We start from the raw sequence: 22,950 nt of genomic DNA, 5'->3' as shown, positions 1-22,950 counted from the left end.
TCATGATTTAGAAGTAGGTCATGTCTGGTATTGGTGTATTAATTTTCCTGTGACTTCATCCGTTCCGTAGGGATAGCCGAGCCAATGCTCGATAGCCAACATGCACGGAAGAAGTCAGATGAATGCTGAAAAGTCCCTCAAACTTGCCCGCCGCTTCATCGAGTTGCCGTTGGAAAAACGACGGTTATTCCTCGACGGCCTGCGCGCTGAAGGGATCGACTTTTCGCAATTCCCGATTCCGGCCCAGGTCCCGGCGGAAGACCGCCAGGCGCTGTCTTACGCCCAGCGCCGCATGTGGTTCTTGTGGCAGTTGGACCCCGACAGCGGCGCCTATAACCTGCCCGGCGCGGTGCGCCTGAGCGGTGTACTGGATATCGCGGCCCTGGAGCAGGCTTTCGCCAGTCTGGTGGCGCGTCACGAAACCCTGCGCACGGTGTTTCGCCAGAACGCCGATGACAGCCTGGAGCAAGTGGCCCTGACCGCGCCGCTTGAGGTGCAGCACCTGGACTTCAGCCTGCTGCCGTCCATCGAGCGCGAGCAGGCGGTGGCCGCCGAGGCGCAGCGCCAGTCCTTGCAGGCATTCGATCTGGCCCACGGCCCGTTGCTGCGTGTCAGCTTGCTGAGGCTGGCAGAGCGCGAGCATGTGTTGCTGTTGACCCTGCACCACATCGTTTCTGACGGTTGGTCGATGAATGTGCTGATCGACGAGTTCATTCGCTGCTATGACGCCTTTGAGCGTGGCCAGGTACCGCAACTGGCCGAGCTGCCGATTCAATACAGCGACTATGCGCTGTGGCAGCGTCGCTGGCTGGAGGCCGGCGAGCAGGCCCGGCAACTGGAGTACTGGCAGGCCCGGCTCGGTGACGAGCACCCGGTCATGACCTTGCCTACGGACTACCCGCGCCCGGCGATGCCGAGTTATCGCGGCACCCGCCACGAATTTGCCCTGGACCCGGCCCTGGTGGATCAATTGCGCGGCCTGGCGCAACGGCACAACGTCACCTTGTTCATGCTGTTGCTGGGCGCGTTCAATATCCTGCTGCATCGCTACAGCGGGCAGGACGACCTGCGGGTCGGGGTGCCGATTGCCAACCGTAATCGCCGTGAAGTCGAAGGTCTGATCGGCTTCTTCGTCAACACCCAAGTGCTGCGTACCCAACTGAATGCCCGGACCTCAGTGGCCGAGCTGTTGAGTGCGGTCAAGGAGGCCGCCCTCGGCGCGCAGGCGCATCAGGACTTGCCCTTCGAGCAACTGGTTGATGCGCTCAAGCTGGAGCGCAACCTGAGCCACAACCCGCTGTTTCAAGTGATGTACAACCATCAGCCGCAGGTTGCGGACATTGAAGCGGTGCAGACCGCCTCCGGCCTGGAGCTGGGCCTGATCGAGTGGCAGGGGCGCACCACCCAGTTCGACCTGAGCCTGGACACCTATGAAAAGGCTGGCCGCCTGTACGCGGCGCTGACCTACGCCAACGACCTGTTCGACGCCACCACCATCACGCGCATGGCCCGGCACTGGAGCAATTTGCTGCGGGCACTGGTGGACAACCCCGAACGCCGGGTCGGCGAATTGCCGATGCTCGATGCCGCAGAGCTGCAGACCCAGGTGCATGACTGGAACCGCACCGGGGCGGACTATCCGACCCGGCATTGCCTGCAGCATTTGTTGCAGGCACAGGTCGAGCGCACCCCGCAGGCCACTGCGCTGGTGTTCGGCGAGCAGTCCCTGAGCTATGCGCAACTCAATGCCCGGGCCAATCAACTGGCTCATGGGTTGCGCGAGCAGGGCGTGGGGCCGGACGTGCTGGTGGGCATCGCGGTCGAGCGTTCGGTGGAGATGGTGGTCGGCCTGCTGGCGATCCTCAAGGCCGGAGGCGCCTACGTGCCGCTGGACCCGCATTACCCGCAAGAGCGCCTGGCATACATGATCGAAGACAGCCGTATCGGGCTGTTATTGACCCAGCACGAATGGCTGGCCACGTTGCCGGTGGCCGGGATCAAGACCGTGTGCCTGGATCAGGACGCCGACTGGCTGGACGCCTACAGCGTGGATAACCCGCAGGTCGCCCAGGATCCGCAGCACCTTGCCTATGTGATTTACACCTCCGGCTCCACCGGTCGCCCCAAAGGCGCGGGCAACACCCACGCGGCGCTGGTCAACCGCTTGTGCTGGATGCAACAGGCGTACGCGCTGGGTGCAGACGACGCAGTGCTGCAAAAGACCCCGTTCAGCTTTGACGTGTCGGTCTGGGAGTTTTTCTGGCCGCTGATGACCGGCGCGCGACTGGTGGTGGCGCAGCCCGGCGAACATCAAGAGCCGCTGCGTCTGATCGAAACCATCGTCCGGCATCACATCACTACCCTGCATTTTGTACCGTCGATGCTGCAGGCCTTTATTCACGAAACCGCTGTCGAGCGCTGCCGCAGCCTGCGGCGGATTGTCTGCAGCGGGGAAGCGCTGCCGGTGGATGCCCAGCAGCACGTGTTCGCCAAACTGCCGGACACCGAGCTGTACAACCTGTATGGCCCCACCGAAGCCGCCATCGATGTCACCCACTGGACCTGTGTCGAAGAAGGCGCGGCCGGGGTGCCGATCGGCCAACCGATCGCCAACCTGCGCACCCTGGTGCTGGATGCCGATCTGGCCCCGGTGGCGCTGGGGGTTGCGGGTGAGCTGTACCTGGGCGGTGCCGGTCTGGCGCGCAGCTATCATCGGCGCCCGGGCCTGACCGGCGAGCGTTTCGTGCCGTGCCCGTTCAACCCGGGGCAGCGCCTGTATCGCACGGGGGATCGGGTCCAACAGCGGGTGGACGGGGTGCTTGAGTACCTCGGTCGCCTCGATCATCAGGTCAAGTTGCGCGGCCTGCGCATCGAGCTGGGAGAAATCGAGGCGCGACTGGCCGAGCACTCCAGCGTCCGTGAAGCCGTGGTGCTGGTGCACGAAGGCAAGCAACTGGTGGCGTACGTGGTGCTTGAAGAGCCGAGCGAGGCCGGGGAGTGGCAGGCGGCACTGATCAGCCATCTGCAGCGGGGCTTGCCGGAATACATGGTGCCCGGGCACTGGATGGCGCTTGAACGTTTGCCGCTGTCACCCAACGGCAAGCTTGAGCGCAAGGCGTTGCCGCGCCCGGACCTGAGCGTGTCGCAACACGCGTATGTGGCCCCCGGCAACGCACTGGAACAGCGCCTGGCGCAGATCTGGCAAGCGGTGCTCGGCGTGCCGCAGCTGGGCATCGATGACAACTTCTTCGCCCTGGGCGGTGATTCGATCATCTCGATCCAGGTGGTCAGCCGCGCCCGACAGGCCGGGATTTCGTTCAGCCCGCGCGACCTGTTCCAGCACCAAACCATTCGCAGCCTGGCTCGGGTCGCCGAGCTGAGCCAGCAGAGCCTGGTCGAGCAAGGCCCGGCCACTGGCGCCGTTGCCCTGGCACCGGTGCAGCACTGGTTTTTCGAGCAGGCCATGCCGGTGCGCCAGCACTGGAACCAATCGCTGCTGTTGCAGCCCCGCCAGGCCGTGGCGGCCGGAGAACTGGAGCAAGCACTGGTCAAATTGCTGAGCCAGCATGATGCCTTGCGTCTGCGCTTTGAGCCGCGTGACGGCGGTTGGCAGCAAGCCTATGCCGAGGTGTCGGCAAGCAGCGTGCTGTGGCATCGGCAGGCGGCTTCGACCGACGAACTGCATGGGCTCTGTGAACAGGCCCAGCGCAGCCTGGATCTGCAAAACGGGCCGTTGCTGCGTGCGCTGCTGGTCGACATGCCTGACCACAGCCAGCGCTTGCTGCTGGTGGTTCATCACCTGGCGGTGGACGGTGTGTCATGGCGGGTCCTGCTGGAAGACTTGCAACAGTTTTACACCCGGCCCGATCAGGCGCCCCAGGCCAAAACCAGCGCTTATCAGGCCTGGACCGCCCGCTTGCCGGAGGCCGCGCTGGCGCGTGTCGAGCAGCTAAGCCTGTGGCAGGCGCAACTGGCCGGCGCCCGCAGCGACTTGCCGTGTGAGCACAGCGACGCGGCGCTGGACAACCGGCACGCGCGCAAGCTGGAACTGAAACTGGATGCCGAGCTGACCCGGCAATTGCTGCAAGTGGCCCCCGCGGCCTACCGCACCCAGGTCAATGACCTGCTGCTGACGGCGTTGGCGCGGGTGATGTGCCGCTGGAGCGGACACACCAGCACGTTGATTCAACTGGAAGGTCATGGCCGTGAACAACTGTTCGACGACATTGATCTGTCGCGCAGCGTGGGCTGGTTCACCAGCCTGTTCCCGGTGCAGTTGACTCCGCATAGCGAGCTGGGTGCGTCGATCAAATCGATCAAGGAGCAGCTGCGCAGCGTGCCGGAAAAAGGCGTGGGCTACGGCCTGCTGCGTTATCTGGCAGGCGAGGCGGTGGGCGCGCAACTGGCCGCGCTGGCCACACCGCGGATCACCTTCAACTACCTCGGCCAGTTCGACCGTCAGTTCGACGAACAGGCGCTGTTCGCCCCGGCGACCGAACGCGCAGGTGCGGCCCAGGACGAAAATGCCCCTCTGGCCAACTGGCTGAGCATCGAAGGCCAGGTATATGGCGGCGAGCTGAGCCTGCAATGGACCTACAGCCATGGGATGTTTGAGGACGCCACCGTGCAGGCGCTGGTGGATGATTACCGCGACGAATTGACCGGCCTTGTTGCGCACTGCGCCAGTGCCGGGCAAGGCGGCATGACCCCGTCCGATTTCCCGCTGGCGAACTTGACCCAGGCTCAACTGGACAACCTCAACGTGCCGGCCAGCGCCATTGAAGACATCTACCCGCTGTCGCCGATGCAGCAAGGCTTGTTGGTGCACACCTTGCTTGAGCCGGGCTCGGGCATTTACTTCATGCAAGACCGCTACATCATCGACAGTGAGATCGACCTGCCGCGCTTTACCGCCGCCTGGCATGCCGTGGTGCAACGGCACGATGCGCTGCGGGCTTCGTTCAGCCTCGACGACGAAGGCCAGATGCTGCAAATCATCCACCGCGATGCGGCACCCCAGGTGCAGCTACACGACTGGAGCGAGCGCCCCCAGGCCGAGCACGAAGCCGCCGTGCAAGTGCTGCTGGCCGAAGACCGGGCCCGGGGCTTTGATTTGCTCAACACGCCGCCGTTCAGCCTGCGCCTGATTCGCCGCAGCGCCGGGCATTACTGGTTCATCCTCAGCAACCACCACATCCTGATCGATGCCTGGTGCCGCTCGCTGCTGCTGCAAGACTTTTTTGCCCTGTACAGCGGCCAGCGCAGCCTGCCACCGGCGGCGCGTTATCGCGATTTTATCCAGTGGTTGCAGGCACAAGGCGAGCGCGAAGCACTGGAGGCCTGGACGGTCGAGCTGGCCGGGTTCGAGCAACCGACACCGCTGCCGTTCGACCGGGCCGTACGCCGCCAGGGCGGGTTTTCGCAGATCGGTGATTGCTATGCCGATCTGGAGGTGGCGCAGGGTCGTGCCTTGCGCGAACTGGCCCAGCGTTACCAACTGACGGTCAACACCTTGACCCAGGCGGCCTGGGCGCTGGTGTTGCAACGTTACAGCGGCCTCGATGAAGTGCTGTTCGGAGTGACGGTGGCCGGGCGTCCGGTCAATCGTCCGGAAATGCAGGACACGGTGGGGCTGTTCATCAACAGCATCCCGCTGCGCATGCGCTTGCCCCGTGCCGGTCAGCACATCAGCGTGCGTGCATGGCTGCAAGGCCTGTTCGAGCACAACCTGGCGTTGCGTGAACATGAGCATTTGCCGCTGTTGAAGATCCAGGCCTGCAGTGCGCTGGAAAAAGGCCAGTCGATTTTCGACAGCCTGTTTGTCTACGAAAACGCCCCGGTGGAAAGCGCGGTGGTCACGGGAGCCGAGCAGCTCAGCGCAAAATCCGACAGCGCCCGGACCCACACCAACTACCCGATGACAGTGGTGGTGTACCCCGGCGATGCGCTGGGCCTGCATTTATCTTACGACCAGCGCTTTTTTGATGACGCCACGGCCGAGCGCCTGCTGGCTGATTTCAAGCGTCTGCTGCTGGCAATTGAGCAACATGCCGACGGTCATTTCGCCGACTTGCCGGTGGTGGCCGAGGCCGAGCGTGAGCACCTGTTGCAAGCGGGCAATCAGACCGCCCGCGACTACCCGCTGAACCAAGGTTATGTGCGTCTGTTTGAAGCGCAATTGGCTGCGCATCCCGAGCAAATTGTCGCCACCTGCCTGGACCGGCACTGGACCTATCGCGACCTCGATACCCGGGCCAACCGCCTCGGTCACGGCCTGCGTGCGGCGGGCGTCGGCATCGATCAGCCGGTGGCTTTGCTCGCCGAGCGCAGCCTGGAACTGCTGGGCATGATGCTTGGCAGCTTCAAGGCCGGTGCCGCTTACCTGCCGCTGGACCCGCAACTGCCGACGCAACGCTTGCTGGATCTGCTGCTATTGGGTCAGGTCCCGGCCTTGGTGGCCAGCGCCGCCTGCCGTGATCAGGCCCATGATTTGCTGGCGCTGCTTGACCCTGAGCAACGACCCGCGCTGTTGATCTGGGAAGACGTGCAGGCGGGCGGTTATTCCAGCGAGCCGCCGGGGATCTATACCGGCCCGAATAACCTGGCGTATGTGATCTTTACCTCGGGCTCCACCGGTACGCCGAAAGGGGTGATGGTCGAGCAGGCCGGGATGCTCAATAACCAACTGAGCAAGCAACCGTACCTCAGCCTCGACGGCCGCGATGGGGTGGCGCAAACCGCGTCGCAGAGTTTCGACATTTCGGTGTGGCAGTTCCTCGCCGCGCCGCTGTTCGGGGCCCGGGTCGACATCGTGCCCAACGCCATCGCCCATGACCCGGCGGCCTTGCTGGCGCATGTGGCAACGCGTGGGATCAGTGTGCTTGAAAGCGTGCCGTCCATGATTCAAAGCCTGCTTGAAGAACCCCGGGGTTCATTGGCCGGTCTGCGCTGGATGCTGCCGACCGGCGAGGCGATGCCGCCCGAACTGGCCCGTCGCTGGTTGCAATGTTATCCGCAGACCGGCCTGGTCAATGCCTACGGCCCGGCGGAATGCTCGGATGATGTGGCGCTGTTCCGGGTGGATGCGGCCTCGGCTGAAGGTGCGTATTTGCCGATTGGCCTGGCCACCGACAACAACCGCCTGTACGTGCTGGATGCCGGTTTGCAGCCCGTGCCGGCCGGGGTGGTGGGTGAGCTGTATGTGGCGGGCACCGGGGTCGGCCGTGGTTACTTCGGCGACCCGCTGCGCAGCGCGGTGGCGTTCCTGCCCAACCCTTATGCCGTGCAGGCCGGTGAGCGTCTGTACCGCACCGGCGACCTGGCGCGGCGACGGGTCGACGGGCAACTGGAATATGTCGGCCGCATCGATCAGCAAGTCAAGGTGCGCGGTTTCCGCATCGAACTGGGGGAAATCGAATCCCGTCTGCGCCAGCTTGCTGGCGTGCGTGAAGCCGCGGTGGTGGTGCAGGACGGCCCGATCGGCAAGGCGCTGGTGGCCTTCGTAGTGCCTGCCGATGAGGCGCTGGACTGGGCTGGATTGCGTGAGCAGCTCAAGGCCGGGCTCAAGGTGCAACTGCCGGAATACATGGTGCCGCAGCAATGGCAGCGGCTCGACCAGCTGCCGCTGAATGCCAACGGCAAGGTCGACCGCAAGTCGCTGCCCCAGGCCCACGCGGCGGACTGGCAGCGCGACGTCGTCGCGCCCCGCGCCGGGATCGAAAGCCGTATCGCGGCGATCTGGCAGGAGGTGCTCAAGCTGGACGCAGTGGGCCGCGATGACAACTTCTTCGAGCTGGGCGGGCATTCGCTGCTGGTGGCGCAAGTGGTGTCCCGCGTGCGCCAGCAACTGAATATCGAACTGCCCCTGAGCAGCCTGTTTGAAACCAGCGTGCTCAGCGCGTTTGCTGCGCGTTGCGAGGCTCGGCCGAACAGCGTCAACCCACCGGCCTTGCGCCCGCAGGCCATGGATCAGCCTCTGCGTATGTCCTATGCCCAGCAGCGCCAATGGATTCTCTGGCAGCTGGATCCGCACAGCGCCGCGTACAATATTCCGGCCGCCTTGCGCCTCAAGGGCGCGCTCGACCGTGACGCATTGCTGCGCAGCTTCACTGACGTGCAAGCGCGCCACGCCACCTTGCGCACCACGTTCAGCCAGGATGGCCAACAGGCGCGTGCGGTGCAGCACGCGAGTCTGCCGCTGGCCTTGCGCGAGCTGTCTTTGAACGCGCCCACCGCCGCTGAGATTGACGCCCGGGTGGCCCACGAAATGGCCCAGCCGTTTGACCTGCGCAACGGGCCGCTGCTGCGTGTGCTGCTGCTTGACGTCGGCACCGATGAGCATGTGCTGGTGCTGACCGTGCACCATATCGCCGCCGATGGCTGGTCGATGCAGGTCATGGTCGATGAATTCAGCGCCCTGTACGCGGCCCATGTCCAGGGTCAGCCTGCGCGGCTGCCGGCCTTGACGGTGAGCTACGCCGATTACGCCGCGTGGCAGCATGACTGGCTGCACGCCGGTGAAGGCGAACGTCAGCTGCAGGCCTGGCGCGAGAAGCTCGGATCGCAGCACTCGCCGCTGCAATTGCCCAGCGAACTGACTCGCCCGGCAACGCGCAGCGAGCAGGGGACGCGCCTCGAACTGAGCATCGACCGGGAGCTGGCCACCGGGTTGCGGCAGTTGGCGCAACAGCACAACGTCACGCTGTTCATGTTGCTGCTGGCCAGTTTCCAGACCCTGCTGCATCGCTACAGCGGCCAGTCGGCGATCCCTGTCGGCGTGCCGAATGCCGGACGCGGACGGATCGAAACCGAAGGCCTGATCGGCTTCTTCATCAACACCCAGGTGCTGCGTGCCGACATCGATGGCCAGCAGTCTTTCGCCAGCCTGTTGCAACAGGTCAAGGCCACCGCGCTGTGGGCACAAGCGCATCAGGATCTGCCCTTCGAGCAACTGGTCGAGGCCCTGCACCCCGAGCGCAGCCTGAGCCATAGTCCGTTATTTCAGGTGCTGTTCAACCACCAGCGAGCGATAGGTGAAAGCGTTGAACGCAGCTTGCCGGGCCTGCGTGTCGAGCGTATGGACTGGCAGCCATCCACGGCCCAGTTCGACCTGGCGCTGGATACCGAAGAGCAGGGCGAGCACCTGCATGCCAGCCTGACCTACGCCAGCGAGGTGTATGACGCCGCGACGATTCAGCGTCTGGCGGGGCATTGGCTGAGCCTGCTGCGCGCCGTGGTGCGTGAGCCGCAACAGCGGATTGCCGGGTTGCCGTTGCTGGAGGCCGATGAGCAACAGGCGCTGATCCGCCAGTGGAACCCGCAGATCCCGCCGCTGGCTGAAGCGTCGCCGCTTAACCTGCATCAATTGTTTGAAGCGCAGGCCGCCCTGCAACCGCAGGCCATCGCCCTGAGTTGTGCCGAGGAGACGCTGAGTTACGCAGCGCTCAATGCCCGGGCCAACCGCTTGGCCTACAAGCTGCGCGAGTTGGGGGTGGGCCCGGAAGTACGGGTCGGGATTGCCACTGAGCGGTCGATTGCGCTGGTGGTCGGGGTGCTGGCGATTCTCAAGGCCGGGGGGGCCTATGTGCCGCTGGACCCGCAGTCGCCGGCCGAGCGCCTGAGCTACCTGATCGAAGACAGCGGCATTCACCTGTTGCTGACCCAGGCACACCTGCTGGAAGCCCTGCCGCCACGGGTCGGGGTGCAGACGCTGTGCCTTGAGCATCTGGCGCTGGACGGCTTCAGCGAGCAGAACCCGGAGAACTTCACCCGGCCCGAAAACCTGGCCTATGTGATTTACACCTCGGGTTCGACCGGGCGGCCCAAGGGCGCGCTGTTGAGTCAGGGCAACGTCACCCGTTTGCTCAGCGCCACGGCGCAAGACTTTGGCTTCGGTCCGGCAGACGTCTGGACCCTGTTCCACTCCTTTGCCTTCGACTTTTCGGTGTGGGAGCTGTTCGGTGCGCTCTGCACGGGCGGGCGCCTGGTCATCGTGCCGTATTACACCAGCCGTGAGCCGCAGGCGTTCCATCAATTGTTGTGCGATGAGCAGGTCACGGTGCTCAACCAGACCCCCACCGCGTTCCGCCAATTGCTGCCAGTTGCTTGCAACAGCCCGCAACCGCTGGCGCTGCGCTGGGTGATCTTCGGCGGCGAGGCGCTGGAGGTGTCGAGCCTGCGCCCGTGGTACGAACGCTTTGGCGAACACCCAACGACCCTGGTCAACATGTACGGCATCACCGAAACCACGGTTCACGTGACGTACCGTGCGCTGAGCCCGGCGGACCTCGACGCCGCGGCCCAAAGCCCCATGGGGCGGCCGATCAGCGACCTCAAGTGGTACTTGCTCGACAGCCAGTTGCAAGCCGTTGCGCCGGGCTGTGCGGGCGAGTTGTACATCGCCGGGGCCGGCCTGGCTCGCGGTTATCACGCTCGCCCCGGACTCAGTGCCGAGCGCTTTGTGCCCAACCCGTTTGCGCCCGGGGAGCGGCTGTACCGCAGCGGCGATCTGGCCCGTCAGCGGGCGGACGGCACGATCGATTACCTGGGGCGTATCGACCAGCAAGTGAAAATCCGCGGCTTGCGCATCGAACTGGGGGAAATCGAGGCCTGCCTCAAGCAGCACGCCGGTGTCGCCGAAGCGGTCTTGAGCGTACACCACAGCGCCAACGGCCCGCAGCTGTGCGCCTATCTGGTGGCAGACGAGACACCGCTGGACCCGCTGGCCTGGCGCGAACACTTGCGCGCTGCGCTCAAGGCCGACCTGCCGGATTACATGGTGCCGAGCCATTGGTTGCTGCTCGATGCCTTGCCGCTGACCGGTAACGGCAAGCTCGACCGCAAGGCCTTGCCGCCTCCCGACGCCGATGCCTGGCAGCGCCCTTACAGCGCGCCGGTGGGTGAGCTGGAAACCCGACTCGCCGAGATCTGGGCCAGCGTGCTGGATATCGAGCGGGTAGGGCGTCACGACAACTTCTTTGAATTGGGCGGGCATTCGCTGCTCGCGGCCCAGGCCAGTGCCCGGGTCGAACTGCAACTGGGCATCGATCTGGCGCTGCGTGCGCTGTTCGAAGCTGCCGACCTTCAAGCCTATGCCGCATTGGCACAGGCACAAACGCCTGCGGATAACGATGTTCGTCTGAGCGCGCTCGAATCGCTGCTCGACGAGATGGAGATCAACTGATGGAAAACTCGACCGCCTGGCGTATTGCCAACCGCTTCGCCAGCCTGGCGCCTGACCAACGCCGCGAGTTCCTGCAAAAAATGCAGGAACAGGGCGTCAGCTTCGGCCAACTGCCGATCCCGGCCACCACTGCGGCGGATGAGCCGTGCGAGCTGTCTTATGCGCAGCAGCGCCAATGGTTTTTGTGGCAACTCGACCCCGAAGGCGCGGCGTATCACATCCCTGCGGCCTTGCGTTTGCACGGCCCACTGCAGGTCGAGGCCTTGCAGCGCAGCTTCGATGCCCTGCTTGAACGCCATCACAGCCTGCGCAGCGTGTTCATTGAAACCGATGGCCAGATTCGCCAACAACGGTGCGCGGGCGAAGGTTCGCCCGCCGTGCAACTGGCTCGCCATGACCTGCGCGACCGGCCTGAGGCCGAGCGCCTGGGTGTGGCTATGCAGCTGCTGGAACAGGACATCGCCCGGCCGTTCGATTTGCAGCACGGTCCGTTGCTGCGGGTGAATCTGATCCAGCTGGACGAAGGCGACCACGTGTTGCTGCTGACCTTGCACCACATCGTCGCCGACGGCTGGTCGATGGGGGTGCTGGTCGACGAGTTCTCGCAGCTGTACGCGGCCCACGCCCAAGGCACGGCCATTGAGCTGCCTGCGTTGCCGATTCAGTACACCGACTACGCATTGTGGCAACGGCGCTGGATGCAGGCCGGCGAGCAGGAACGCCAGCTGGACTGGTGGCGCGAGCAATTGGGCGGCGAACAGCCGGTGCTGGAATTGCCCGGTGACCGCGCGCGTCCGGCCCAGGCTTCGCAACGCGGAGCGCGCCTGGATTTTGCCCTGGACCCGCTGCTGGCCCAGGGATTGATGGCCCTGGCCCGGGAGCGCGGGGTGACCCCGTTCATGTTGCTGCTGGCCAGTTTTCAGGTTTTGCTGCACCGCTACAGCGGGCAAAAGGATCTGCGGATCGGTGTGCCGGTGGCCAACCGTAGCCGCGCCGAAACCCGAGGCCTGATCGGCTTTTTCGTCAACACCCAGGTGCTGCGTGCCGAACTGCACGGGCACCTGCCGTTTGCGCAGCTGTTGACGCAAACCCGCGACCGCTCGCTGGATGCCCAGGGCTATCAGGACTTGCCCTTCGAGCAGGTGGTGCAGGCGTTGCAAGGTGAGCGCAGCCTCAGCCACAGTCCGTTGTTCCAGGTGATGTTCAACCACCAGCAAAGCCGTCCGGGGGCGTTGAGCGGGATGCTCGCCGGGCTCACCGTCGAAAGCCTGGAATTACCGGGGCGCACCACCCAGTTCGACCTGCAACTGGATACCCACGAGGAAGGTCAGCAGCTGATGGCTAGCCTGACCTACGCCACCGATCTGTTTGATGCCGCGCGTATCGACACCCTGGCGCAGCATTGGCGCAACCTGCTGGCGGGCATCGTTGCCAACCCCGAGTGTGCGATCGGCGAGCTGCCGATGCTGGCAGCGGCACACGTCGAGTCGACCTTGCACGGGCTGAATGCTACGCAGCAGACCTATCCCGGCCCAGAGTGCGTACACCTGCATATTGAAGCGCAGGCCCTGGCCACCCCGCAGGCCTGTGCCCTGGTGTTTGGTGAACAACAGCTGAGCTACCGCGAACTGAATCAACGGGCCAATCGCCTGGCGCACCATTTGCGCGCCAGAGGCGTGGGCCCGGAAATACGGGTTGGCGTGGCCTGCGAGCGTTCGCTGGAGCTGGTGATCGGCTTGCTGGCGACGCTCAAGGCCGGCGGTGCTTACGTACCACTGGACCCGCAATACCCGGCGGAGCGTCTGACTTACCTGTTTGAAGACAGCGGTATCAGCCTGTTGCTGACCCAGGCCTCTGTGCAGGAGCGACTGCCGTTGCCCGAGGGGTTGCCGGTGTTGTGCCTTGAGCCAGGGCCGGCGTGGCTGGACGACCAGGGTGATGAGAACCTGATCAACCTGGCCTGCCCGGAGAACCTGGCGTATGTGATCTACACCTCCGGCTCCACCGGCAAGCCCAAGGGCGCGGGCAATAGCCACGGCGCGCTGTACAACCGCCTGGCCTGGATGCAGCAGGCGTACGGCTTGAAGGCGGCGGATCGGGTGCTGCAAAAGACGCCGTTCAGTTTTGACGTGTCGGTGTGGGAGTTTTTCTGGCCGCTGATGCACGGCGCCACATTGGTGGTGGCCGCGCCCGACGTCCATCGTGACCCGCAGCAACTGGCGGCATTGATTGTCGAGCAGGCGATCACCACCCTGCATTTTGTGCCGTCGATGCTGCAAGCGTTTATCCGCGCAGACGAAGCCTCGCAGTGCACGAGCCTGCGCCGGGTGGTCTGCAGCGGCGAAGCGCTGCCGATGCAATTGCAGCGCGAGACCCTGCGCTGCCTGCCGCAGACGGCGCTGTACAACTTGTATGGCCCGACCGAAGCCGCGATCGACGTCACCCATTGGACCTGTGTCGAAGAAGGCCGCGACAGCGTGCCGATCGGGCACCCGATTGCCAACCTGCGCACTTACATCCTCAGCCCCGAACTGCAAGCCTTGCCCACGGGCGCCATGGGTGAACTGTACTTGGCGGGCAGCGGCCTGGCCCGGGGTTATCACGCCCGACCGGGCCTCACCGCAGACCGTTTTGTGGTTGATCCTTTCGGCAGCGGCGAACGCTTGTACCGCACCGGCGACCTGGCCCGTTACCGCACTGACGGGGCCATTGAATACTGCGGGCGGATCGACCATCAGGTGAAGCTGCGCGGCCTGCGGATCGAGCTGGGTGAAATCGAAGCGTGCCTGCACGGTCATCCGCAGGTGCAGGAAACAGTGGTGGTGGCGCTGGACAACCAGTTGGTGGCGTATCTGGTGCCTGCCGAGCCGCAGTGGCTCGAGCAGCCCGAGGCCCAGGCAGCGTTGCGCGAAACCTTGAAGGCGCATGTGCTGCGCAGCCTGCCGGACTACATGCTGCCCACGCACTGGGTGCTGATCGAATGCATGCCCCTGAGTCCCAATGGCAAGCTGGAGCGCAGGCTGTTACCGGCGCCGCAGGTGAGCATCAGCCAGCGTGCCTTCGAGGCTCCGCGCACTGACAACGAGCGGCAATTGGCGGCCATCTGGCAAGACGTGCTGGGCCTGGAACAGGTCGGGCGCCAGGACAACTTCTTCGAGCTGGGCGGCGATTCGATCATTTCTATCCAGGTAGTCAGCCGGGCCCGCCGCGCCGGTCTGCGCTTGCAACCCCGCGACCTGTTTCAACAACCGACCCTGCACGCGCTGGCGGCAGTCGTCAGCCAGCAAACGGTGGCGCCCATTGCCCAGGGCCCGAGTGTCGGCCTTCAGGCCCTGACGCCGGTGCAGCGCTGGTTCTTCGACAACCAGACCGTGCAGCCCGGGCACTGGAACCAGTCGGTTCTGCTTGAGGTGCGCGAACCCCTGGACCTGCTGCGTCTGCAAACCGCTGTCCAGCAGGTATTGGCCCGGCATGACGCGTTGCGCTTGCAGTTCCGGCAGCAGGCCGGGCAATGGACCGCGCGCTATGCGACGCTGGACAGCGTGGCGGCCACCGATTTGTTGTGGACCGCTCAGGTGCAAAGCGCTGAGGCACTGCAAGGTTTGTGCGATGAGGCCCAGCGCAGTCTGTCGCTGCATGACGGCCCGCTGCTGCGGGTGGTGCTGATCGATCATGAAGACGGCGGCCAGCGTTTGTTACTGGTGATTCACCACCTGGTGGTGGACGGCGTGTCATGGCGGGTGCTGCTCGAAGACTTGCAAGCGGCTTACGCCGGGCAGGCGTTGCCGGAAAAAACCATCGCGCTGCAAGACTGGGCCACCCGACTCGATACCTACGCCAAAAGCCCGGAGCTGGCGGCACAGCTGGCGTGGTGGCAGGCCCGGTTGCACGGCGTCAGCGGCGATTTGCCATTGGCTCGGGCCAATGGCAGTCAGGCACTGCGTCATCGGCAGGTGGTCAGCCTGGGGCTGGGCCGCGAGCAGACCCGGCAATTGCTTCAGCAAGCCCCGGCGGCCTATCGCACCCAGATCAACGACCTGCTGCTGACGGCTCTGGCCCGCGCCTTGTGCGACTGGACCGGGGAAGCCGATGCACTGATCCAGCTCGAAGGCCACGGCCGCGAAGAGCTGTTCGACGGCATCGACCTGACCCGCACCGTGGGCTGGTTCACCAGCCTGTTCCCGGTCAAATTGACCCCGGCGGCCGATATCGCCGGCTCGATCAAGGCCATCAAGCAACAGATGCGCGAGGTGCCGGGCAAAGGCCTGGGATTTGGCCTGTTGCGTTATCAGGGGGATGCCGCTGCCCAGGCCAGCCTTGCGGCGCTGGCGCCAGCGCGGGTGACCTTCAATTACCTGGGTCAGTTCGATCAGAGCTTCAGCGAAGATGCGCTGTTTGTCCCGGCCCGTGAGGCCAGTGGCGCGACGCAAAGCCTGGATTCGCCGCTGGCCAACTGGCTTTCGGTGGACGGCCAGGTGTATGGCGGTGAGCTGAAGCTGGACCTGAGCTTTAGCCAGGAGTGTTTTGACACGCAGGCCATTCAAGCGTTGGCCGATGGATTTGCCGCGCAGTTGCAGGCACTGGTCGAACATTGTCTGGCGCCGGACAACAGCGGCGTGACCCCGGCCGATTTTGCCTTGGCCAGCCTGACCCAGGCCCAGCTCGATCAATTGCCAGTGGCGCCACGCCAGATCGAAGACCTGTACCCGCTGTCGCCGATGCAGAGCGGCCTGTTATTCCACAGCCTGTACGAACCCCAGGCCGGGGCTTACGTCAATCAGCTCAGCGTTGAAGTCACGGGGCTGGATGCGGCACGTCTTGCCCGGGCGTGGCAAGCGACGCTGGATGCACACCCGATTTTACGCAGTGGCTTTCATTGGCCTGAAGGCGCTGCGGCGCCGGTGCAACTGGTGCAGCGCGCATTGGCGTTGCCGTTGACCGTGCTCGACTGGCGTGGCCGTGCCGAGCACTCGGCAGAGCTGCAATTGCTGGCGCGCAGCGAACGCTTGCAGTTCGACCCGGCCCAGCCGCCCTTGCTGCGTCTGGCGCTGGTGCGCCTGGATGAGCAGCGTCAGCAACTGATCTACACCCACCACCATCTGCTGCTGGATGGCTGGAGCAATGCCTTGCTGTTGGGGGAAGTCCTGCAACGCTACGCCGGGGTTGACGTGGCGCCTCAACAGGGGCGCTTTGCCGACTACATCGGCTGGCTGCAGGCTCAGGATGCGATGGCTGATGAGGCGTTCTGGCGCGAGCAACTGGCGACACTGGAAAACCCGACCTTGCTGGCCCAGACTCTGGCACCGCATGCCGCCGATGAGACGGCGGACAGCGCGCATGCTGACCACCGCCAGGTGTTCGATGCGCGCAGCAGCGCGGCCTTCGCCGCTTTTGCCCGGCAACATGCGGTCACCCTCAACACCCTGGTCCAGGGCGCATGGGCGCTGTTGTTGCAACGCTACAGCGGCCAGCAGACGGTCGCGTTCGGTGCCACGGTCTCCGGGCGTCCGGTCGACTTGCCGGGGGCGGAGCAGCAACTCGGCCTGTTTATCAATACCTTGCCGGTGATCACCCGGCCGCAAGCCGCCGAAAGTGTGGTGCAGTGGCTGGGCCGTTTGCAGGCGCACAACCTGGAATTGCGCGAGCATGAATTCACCGCCCTGAGTGATGTACAGCGTTGGGCCGGGCGTACGGGCGAGCCGCTGTTCGACAGTCTGCTGGTGTTTGAAAACTTCCCGATTGCCCAGGCCTTGCAGCAGGGCGCACCGGACGGTTTGAGCTTTTCGGTGCCGGACAACCATGAGCGCACCAATTACCCGCTGACCCTGGCAGCCGTCAGTGAAGGGCAGTTGAGCCTGACGTGGAGTTTCTTGCTCAGCCATTTCAGCCCGGTCGCCATTGCCCGCATGAGTGAACATCTGGCGTGCCTGCTGCACGCCATGGTGGCCACGCCGCAGGCCAGTCTGGGTGAGTTGCAACTGCTGAGCGCTGGCGAACAGACCCGGCTCTTGCAGGACTGGAATCCGCCGCCGGGCCCCACGACGCAACACTGCGTGCATCAGTTGATCGAGGCACAGGCGGCCATTCGCCCCGAGGCAACGGCCCTGATTTTTGCCGACACCACGTTCAGTTACGCCGACCTCAACCAGCGCGCCAACCGTCTGGCCCATCGCCTGCGCGAACTGGGGGTTGGCCCGGAGGTCCGTGTCGGGATCGCGGTGGAGCGCTCGCCGCAGATGATCATTGGCCTGCTGGCGATTCTTAAAGCCGGCGGCGCCTACGTGCCGCTGGACCCGGCCTATCCGGCCGAGCGCTTGGGCTATCTGATGCAGGACAGCGGCATTGCGCTGCTACTCAGCCAATCGTGGTTGCGCGCCGCACTGCCGCAGATTGAAGGTCTGCCGGTGCTGGAACTGGACCGCGAGGCCGTGGGCCATCTGCCGGGCGACAACCCGCGCAACCTGACCGATGCGAGCAATCTGGCCTACCTGATTTACACCTCGGGATCCACCGGCCGCCCCAAGGGCGTGAGCGTGGCTCACGGCCCGCTGGCCATGCATTGCCTGTCGATTGGCGCCTTGTACGGCATGACCCCGGACGACCGCGAGCTTCAGTTCGCCTCCATCAGTTTTGACGGTGCCCACGAACGCTGGCTGACCCCGCTGGTGTTCGGCTCGGCACTGATGCCCCGCGATGACGAGGTCTGGAGTGCCCAGCGCACCTGCGAGGAGATCGAGCGACACGGCATCACCATTGCCTGTTTCACGCCGAGTTACTTGCTGCAAATGGCCGATTACATGGGCGAAGCCGGGCGCAAATTGCCCATTCGTTCCTACACCGTGGGCGGCGAAGGCATGCCCAAGCACGCCTTTGATGAAGTGCAGCGGGTGCTGCAGCCGCCGCGCATCATCAACGGCTACGGGCCGACCGAAACGGTGATTACCCCGCTGATCTGGTGCGCGTACCCGGGCAGTCAATTCGAATCGGCGTTTTTGCCCATCGGGCGTCCGGTCGGTGAACGCAGCGCCTATGTGCTGGATGGCAGCCTGCAACCGCTGCCGGTGGGGGTGGCCGGGGAGCTGTACCTGGGCGGTGAAGGGATTGCCCGCGGTTATCACCAGCGCCCGGCCCTGACCGCCGAGCGCTTTGTGCCCGATCCCTTTGTATCGGGGGCACGCCTGTACCGCAGTGGTGACCTGGCGCGGTTGCGCGAGGACGGCGTGGTCGAGTATCTGGGGCGTATCGACCAGCAGGTGAAGATTCGCGGTTTCCGTATCGAACTGGGGGAAATCGAAGCCTGCTTGCTGGAACACCAAGGGGTGCGCGAAGCCTTTGTCGTCGACCGTGAGGGGCCGGTCAGCCGGCAACTGGTGGGCTACGTGGTGGCCCGCGACCCAATGGCCGATGAAGCCGGGTTGCGCGAAGCTTTGCTGGCGCATTTGCGCAGCCGCTTGCCCGCCCATATGTTACCGGCGCACCTGATGTGCCTGGCGGCTCTGCCGCTGACCCCCAATGGCAAACTCGATCGCCAGGCCTTGCCTGCACCCGAGGCCAGTCGTCAGGCCGCGCAGCGGGTGGCGCCGACGACACCGGCGGAGGCCTTGCTGGCCGAGGTCTGGCAAGACGTGCTGGGGCTGGATGCGATTGGCGTGACCGAGAACTTTTTCGACCTGGGTGGCGACTCGATTATTTCGCTGCTGGCGGTGAGCCGTGCCGGACAACGCGGGCTGGCGTTTACCCCCAAGCAATTGTTCGAGGCGCAAACCATTCGCGGGCTGGCGGCGGTGGCCAGCACCACCGGGCGGCAGTCATTGCCGGGGCTCCAAACCCTGGCCTTTGCTCAAGTGCCGGGCGCGGTGCAGGTGGATCGCAGCGTGCTGGACGACCTGTATCCGCTGTCGCCGATGCAGCAGGGCATGTTGTTCCACTGTGTTGAATCGCCGGAGCTGAACCTCTACGTCAACCAGCTCAGCGTGGCGGTGGAAGGCTTGCAGGTGGAGCGTTTCCGGGCGGCATGGCAGGTCTTGCTCGAACGTCACGAAGTGCTGCGCGCAGCCTTTATGTGGCGCGACGGTCTGGCCGACCCGCTGCAGGCGGTCTACCGCCAGGCCCGCTTGCCGATCGTTGAGCTGGACTGGCGCGAACACGCGGCACCCGAGGCCGCCTTGCAGGCCCTGGCGGCGCAGGATCAGGCCCGTGGATTCGACCTGGACTGCCCGCCGCTGATGCGTTTTACCCTGGTGCGCCTGGGCGAGCGTCAGTTCCAGATGATCTGGACCTACCATCACTTGCTGCTGGACGGCTGGAGTGCTTCACGCCTGCTCGGGGAAATGCTGCGCCTTTACGCTGATCAGGCGTTGCCGGCATTGACCGGGCGCTATGCCGATTACATCAGCTGGCTGGCGCAACAGGACGTCAGCGTGGCCGAAGACTTCTGGCGCGAGCGTCTGAGCCCACTGCAAACCCCGACAATACTGGCCAATGCGGCCAACACCGGGGGCAGCGGGCACGGTGTGCTGTACAGCTACCTGGACAGCGACGCGACCCACCGTTTGCAGCGATTTGCCAACCGCCAGCGCGTGACCCTCAACACCCTGGTGCAAGCGGCCTGGCTGTTGCTGTTGCAGCGTCACACCGGGCAGCGCTGCGTGGCCTTCGGCGCCACGGTGGCGGGGCGTCCGACCGAACTGGCCGGGGCCCAAGACATGCTCGGGCTGTTTATCAATACCTTGCCGGTGATTCAGACCCTCGACCCGCAGCAGCCGCTGGGTGACTGGCTGCGCCAATTGCAGGATTACAACCTGGCCATTCGCGACTTTGAACACACACCGCTGGCGGACATTCAGCGCTGGGCCGGGCAGGGCGGGCAAGGACTGTTCGACAGCATCATCGTGTTTGAAAACCATCCGGTGGACCGTGCGTTGCGCGGCGAGCAGGATGGCGAGCTGAAGTTTGCCGAGGTCGGCAGCGGCGGTGTGACCAACTTCCCGATGGACCTGATGGTCAGCGCCACCGACCAAGGGCTTGAAGTGGAATACCTGTACTTGCGCGAGCGTTTTAGCGAGGTTGAAGCGCAACGCATTCGCGCCGGTCTTGAAGGTTTGCTGGCGCAATTACCGAACGATGCGGGGTGCCTGATCGGCGACATCGGCCTACCGCAGGCGCGACTGGAGTTGCCACGCGACGGCGCGCCAGTGACGGATCTGGTGCAGGGCTTCAGTGCGCAGGTGGCGCATCAACCGCTGGCCGTGGCCCTGATCTGTGAGGGGCGAGCGCTGAGCTATGCGCAACTGGAGGCTCAGGCCGATATGTTGGCGGCGCACTTACAGGCCCGTGGCATTGGCCCGGAAGCCTTGGTGGCGGTGGCGTTGCCGCGTTCGGAACAGACCATTGTGGCGTTTTTGGCAGTGCTCAAGACCGGAGCCGCGTACTTGCCGCTGGACCTCGATTACCCGGCGCAACGCCTGGATTTCATGCTGGCCGACTCTGCAGCCAGCCTGTTGTTGTGCAACAGCGATGTGGATCAGCGGGTGGCCTTGAACGTGCAGACACCGCGTTTGTGGCTGGATCAACTGAGCGAAATAGACACCGCCCCGCGTGCGGTCCAATCGCTGCCCGGACACCTGGCGTATCTGATCTACACCTCGGGTTCCACCGGTCAGCCCAAGGGTGTGGCCGTGGCACGCGAGCCGATTGCGCGGCACTGTCAGGGCATTATCGGTCTGTATGAGCTAAGCCCGCAGAGCCGCGAACTGCATTTTATGTCGTTCGCCTTCGATGGCGCCCAAGAGCGCTGGCTCAGTGTGCTGCTGGCCGGTGGCAGCCTGGTGATTCGCGAGGATTCGCTGTGGACCCCGGAGCAGACGTTGCAGGTGCTGCATCAACAGCGGGTGACGGTGGCGTGCTTCCCGCCGGCGTACTTGCAGCAATTGGCGCAAGTGGCGCTGGTGCAGGGCAATCCGCCTGCTGTCCACACCTATTGCTTTGGCGGCGACGCTGTGCCGGATGCCAGTTTTGAACTGGCCAAACGGGCGTTGCAGCCGCAGCGTCTGGTCAACGGTTACGGCCCGACCGAAACCGTGGTTACGCCGCTGCTGTGGCGTGCCGACGTCTCAGCGTGTTGCGATGCGGCTTACGCGCCGATTGGCCGTAGCGTGGCCGGGCGTGGAGTGTACGTGCTGGATGCGGACATGAACCCGTTGCCGGTGGGTGTCAGCGGTGAGTTGTATCTGGGCGGGGAATGTCTGGCCCGGGGTTACCATCGCCAGCCGGGGTTGAGCGCCGAACGTTTCGTCCCGGACCCGTTCCAGGGCGACGGCGGGCGGATGTACCGCACCGGTGATTTGGTGCGCCAGCGCGAGTGCGGGCTGATCGACTATCTGGGCCGCCTCGACCAGCAAGTGAAGATTCGCGGTTTCCGTATCGAACTGGGGGAAATCGAAGCTCGTCTGCGTCAGTGCTCCGGGGTGCAGGATGCGGCGGTCACCGTGATCGACGGGGTGAGCGGCAAACAGCTGGCGGGTTATGTGGTGGCAACCGCCAGCGCCACCCTGGAGCGTGATCTCAAACAGCAATTACACGCGCAACTGCCGGATTACATGGTGCCTGCGCACATCGTAGCGCTGGCGCGTTTCCCGCTGTCGGCCAACGGCAAACTGGACCGTCGCGCACTGCCTGAACCGCAGCTGCGCCAGGGCACTTATCGCGCCCCGCGCAATGCGCTGGAACAGGCCTTGGCAGGGATCTGGCAAGACGTGCTGGGGCTGGAGCGGGTGGGTATCGACGATAACTTCTTCGAGCTGGGCGGTGACTCGTTGCAGGTGCTCAAAGTCATCTCGCGGGTGCGCCATCAGCCTGAACTGGGCTTGAACCTCAAACTGCGCGACCTGATGCAAAAACCTTGCATCGGCGAACTCAGCGGTTTTGAACCCGCTGTTCAAACCGGGGCGCCAGACCCGTTGCTGGCACTTAATAGCCGGGTCAGCTCGGTGCCGCCGTTGTTCTGCCTGCATGCCGGTTTTGGCACGGTGTTCGATTACGAGCCACTGGCCCGTAAATTGGACGGGCGTCGCAGCGTTTATGGTGTGCAGTGCCGCATGTTGCTCGACCCGCACTGGCAGGACGGCTCGTTGCAGGACATGGCGCGGGCGTATGCCGAGCGCATTCGTCAGCAACAGGCGCACGGGCCGTATCACGTGCTGGGTTGGTCGCTGGGTGGCGCATTGACGTTGCTGGTGGCTCAGGCGCTGGAAGCGCAAGGCCAGCAGGTGGCGTTCGCCGGACTGGTGGACAGTTATGTCGCCGGCACGGCCGAGGCCACTGACGGGCGTGAAGACTTGCAAGACTTCTTGCGCTTTGTACTGGGCGTGCCCGACGCCGACGCGCAGACGTTGACGCAGGATCAGACGCTGAACGCGGAGCAGGTGATTGAGGCAGCCATGGCCGAGTCACGGGACAACCAGGCTGAACACGGCCTGCTGGGGTCGGCGGAGTTGAGCCAGATCTTTGCGGTGGGCTCGCGCCTCAAGCAGTTGGCGCTGGAGCAGCGTGCGTTGCCTCGCACCCAGGTGGCTGCTCACCATTGGTGGGTGCCCGGCCGCGAGGACGAGCGCCGGGTGCATGCGGCGCAAACCGGTACCGGGGCCAGTCACACGGTCGTGGCACGCGGTCACTACGAGTTGCTGAATCACGCGGCATTGCTGGCACAGCTCGATGAATTATTGGCGCAGGCACCCGTATGCCTGCTTGCCAGCGACTCCCTGAATTGA

At 64.6% G+C, this 22,950-nt stretch carries 2 protein-coding genes; both read left to right on the top strand.

Annotation, left to right across the window (positions count from 1 at the left end; translation table 11 throughout):
* The first annotated feature begins 118 nt into the window (after window positions 1-118).
* Window positions 119-11,182 (top strand): non-ribosomal peptide synthase/polyketide synthase, encoded by an 11,064-nt coding sequence (locus AWM69_RS07635; RefSeq protein WP_218726148.1) that lies wholly within the window; start codon window positions 119-121, stop codon window positions 11,180-11,182.
* Window positions 11,182-22,950, top strand: coding sequence for an amino acid adenylation domain-containing protein (locus AWM69_RS07630; protein ID WP_218726147.1), 11,769 nt, complete (start codon window positions 11,182-11,184; stop codon window positions 22,948-22,950). Before AWM69_RS07635 ends, AWM69_RS07630 begins: the two co-directional genes overlap by 1 nt.

The organism is Pseudomonas sp. D1HM (assembly GCF_019266105.1).
Taxonomy (GTDB): Bacteria; Pseudomonadota; Gammaproteobacteria; order Pseudomonadales; family Pseudomonadaceae; genus Aquipseudomonas; species Aquipseudomonas taetrolens.
This window is presented reverse-complemented; position numbering and strand designations above follow the sequence as displayed.

Excerpts from the sequence above, each read along its gene's own strand:
- AWM69_RS07635 (WP_218726148.1), top strand. The coding sequence starts at position 119 with ATGAATGCTGAAAAGTCCCTCAAACTTGCCCGCCGCTTCATCGAGTTG.
- AWM69_RS07630 (WP_218726147.1), top strand. The coding sequence starts at position 11,182 with ATGGAAAACTCGACCGCCTGGCGTATTGCCAACCGCTTCGCCAGCCTG.